The organism is Longimicrobium sp., from assembly GCF_036554565.1.
In the GTDB taxonomy this organism is placed as follows: Bacteria; Gemmatimonadota; Gemmatimonadetes; order Longimicrobiales; family Longimicrobiaceae; genus Longimicrobium.
The window spans coordinates 1-2,347 of sequence record NZ_DATBNB010000731.1 but is presented as its reverse complement, the minus strand read 5'-3'; the positions used below and the strand labels follow the sequence as shown (position 1 = coordinate 2,347).

Sequence of the window (2,347 nt, the reverse complement as noted above, 5' to 3'; positions counted from 1 at the left end):
CCGCGACCTGGCCGTGGGCATGCGCGGCGACCTGACGGCCGAGAGCACCCCCGGCCAGGGAAGCACCTTCACGCTCACCCTGCCGCGCGCGACGACCTAGAAAACCCGTCTCACGCGGAGGCGCGGAGGTCGCGGAGAACTGCTTTAGGCTTCTGATCCCTCCGCGGCTCTCCCTTTTCCTCCGCGGCTCCGCGTGAACGTCTTCTCGATAGCCGGATGAGCGAACGCAAGCACAAACAGCGGACCTCGCGCGGCACCCTCGCGCTGATGGCGGTGGTCGCCTTCGTGCTGCTGTGGCTGGTGCTGTATCCCAACCTGTTCGTGCTGGCCGACAGCGTGCTCGACGGCGGCCGCTTCACCACCGAGCACTACGCGCGTTTCCTGGGCAGCCGCTCGGAGCGCGAGGCGCTGTGGAACAGCGTGTGGATCTCGCTGGCCAGCGTGGTCCTTTCCGCGCTGATCGGCGTTCCGCTGGCCTTTCTCTTCGCCCGGCGCGACTTCCCCGGCCGGCGGGTGCTGGGCGCGCTGGCCGCCATGCCCGTGCTGCTTCCCCCGCTGGTGGGCACCATCTCCTTTCTCTTTCTCTACGGCGAAAGCGGGTTCCTGACGCGCGGCGTGCAGGCGCTGTTCGGGATGGAGCAGGCGCCCTGGCGGATGACCGGCGCGTGGGCGGTGCTGCTGGTGCACGCGTACACGATGTACGTCTACTTTTACCTGTTCACCTCCGCCGGGCTGTCGCGGCTGGATTCGGGCTACGCCGAGGCCGCCGCGGCCCTGGGCGCCGGCTGGTGGACGACCATGCGGCGGGTGACGCTGCCCATGCTGGCTCCCGCGCTGGGGGGCGCCGCGCTGCTGGTGTTCATGACGTCGATGGCGTCGTTCAGCGCGCCGTACGTCTTCGGCGGCGGCTTTCGCGTGCTCACCACGCAATTGTTCAACAGCAAACTCAACGGCGAGGACGGGCTGGTGGCGGTGGAGGCCGTGGTGCTGGCCGCCGCGTCGTTGCTGTTCCTGGTGCTGCTTCAGCGGTACGAGAGCAGCCGCGAGTACACCGGCGCGGGCAAGGGCCTGGGCGCGGCGCCGCCGGCTGCGGGCGGGCGGGGGCGGCTGCTCTCCCTCGCCGCGACGGCGCTGGTGGGCTTCCTTCTGCTCCCCCACGCCACGGTGCTGCTGATCTCGTTCGTCCCCGAGGGTACGTGGACCACGCAGACGCTGCCGCCCTCGTACTCGGCGGAGAACTACACGCGTCTGTTCGGCGATTCGCAGCGGCTGGTGCCCATCCTCAACTCGCTGCGCATGGCGACCGTGGCCACCATCGCGAACGTGATCTTCGCGTACGGCGCGGCCTGGCTGATGTCACGGAAAAAGCTGCGCGGGCGCGGCCTGGTGTCGGCGCTGGTGGCGCTGCCGTGGGCGCTTCCGGGCACGGTGCTGGCCATCGCCCTGGTGTTCACCTTCAACGTGCACCAGCCGCTGGCCGGCCGCTTCGTGCTGGTGGGCACCTTCGCCATCCTGCCGCTGGCGTATTTCATCCGCAACATCCCGCTGGTCACCCGGGCTGCGCTGGCCAGCTTCCGGCAGATGGACCCCGCGCTGGAAGAGGCCGCCGCCTCGCTGGGCGCGTCGCGCTGGACGACGGCGCGCCGCGTGGTGCTGCCTCTGGTGCTTCCCGGGCTGGCGGCGGGGGCGCTGCTGGCCTTCGTGACGGCGCTGGGCGAGTTCGTCGCCAGCATCCTGCTGTACACGCACCGCACGCGGCCCATCTCGGTGGAGATGCTGTCCAGCCTGCGCGGCTTCGACTTCGGCGGCGCCGCGGCGTATGGAGTGATCCTGATCGTGCTGGTGGGCGTCGTCTTCGCCTTCGGGCACAAGAACGTCGCGGGCGGATAGGGAGTGTTTCGAACGGGCTCGGTGCCGGCCGAGGCGCCCCCCCGTCCGAAGCGCCAGGGCCGAACGGAGCGGAGGCCTCGGCCCTGCTGGGGCGACTGAAGTCGCGGCAACAAAGGCCCAAAGTCCGCCTTCGCGGACTGCAGGCGCAGCCGAGTGCGCCAGGCCAGCGGAAGCACCATAGCCTGTCATCCTGAGGCCAAGCCACGCCACACTTTGCCCGTACGCCATCCCACGCGGGCCGAAGGATCTTGCCGCGGAAGGGAAACAACCCGGGCGCGGCAGCGGGCACGGAGTTCCCGGCCTCGGACCCCCGGCGGACCACGGGCGAATGAATTCGCTGCAACAACCACACGAAGTCCACCTTCGTGGACTGGCCTGCCGTGGCGCGAGTTCCAATCGGGTGCGCGCGTGAAATCTGGTGCATTTCGCCCCTCTCCCGCTTGCGGGAGAGGGGCCG

1 protein-coding gene is annotated in these 2,347 nt (G+C 69.9%); it reads left to right on the top strand.

Annotation, left to right across the window (positions count from 1 at the left end):
- The first annotated feature begins 216 nt into the window (after positions 1-216).
- Positions 217-1,890, top strand: a complete 1,674-nt coding sequence (locus tag VIB55_RS20445; RefSeq protein WP_331878521.1) for an iron ABC transporter permease — start codon at positions 217-219, stop codon at positions 1,888-1,890.
- Positions 1,891-2,347: the final 457 nt, after the last annotated feature.

Coding starts and splice junctions, on each gene's coding strand:
- VIB55_RS20445 (WP_331878521.1), top strand. CDS start 217: ATGAGCGAACGCAAGCACAAACAGCGGACCTCGCGCGGCACCCTCGCG.